The sequence below is a fragment of the Roseateles sp. P5_E11 genome, assembly GCF_054049355.1.
The window spans coordinates 1-563 of the sequence record NZ_JBFUMO010001195.1 but is presented as its reverse complement, the minus strand read 5'-3'; the positions used below and the strand labels follow the sequence as shown (position 1 = coordinate 563).

The 563-nt window shown below is 58.4% G+C and carries 1 protein-coding gene and 1 pseudogene; both read right to left on the bottom strand.

Annotated elements, in window-relative coordinates; genetic code table 11:
• A pseudogene (locus ACXJKR_RS34295) lies at nt 1-183 on the bottom strand (HPF/RaiA family ribosome-associated protein); the annotation flags it as partial.
• Between the two features lie 133 nt (nt 184-316).
• On the bottom strand, nt 317-563 hold a 247-nt coding region (locus tag ACXJKR_RS34290), incomplete at its 5' end, for a hypothetical protein (RefSeq protein ID WP_457326663.1).

The following is a 563-nucleotide window of genomic DNA, read 5'->3' as shown; positions in this document are numbered from 1 at the left end:
CGCCTCCAGTAGACAGCGCATGTCATCAGGGCCCGATTTCTCACCGCTGTTCATGTCGCCCAGATGCGCCTCCACATGCGTCACCTGGCCCTTGTAGTGGTCGACCGCGCCGCGGATCACGCTCTCGACATGCTCAATCAGCTTCTCACGGCCCTCTACGTGGTTGTCGGTCTCGATTTGCACCTGCATTGCATTCCTTTCGGCGTACGGAAGTCGCGCGCTTGGAGAAGAGGGGCAAGCAGCGTGCCGTGCAGCGTGCGCGGGGCGACAGCTTGAACGAATGGGAAGACCGCGAGCAGCATGAAGACACCGCTTCTCACGCCGTGGTATGCCAATAGAAGTGAACGAACTCGTCCTCGTACTCAGCTATGAGTGAGACAACGAAGTCTGTCTTGAGCGAGCGCATGGCAAGAGCTGAAACGAAGCCCATCGGGCTATGAACGGGTGGCTTGGCCGGAACAACGAAATCTGCGCACAGCTCTGCGACCAGCGAACTGAACTCCGACTCCGTCAGTGGCACAAACTCGGAATTTTCGAAATCATCAACGAGCCACGTCGGACGC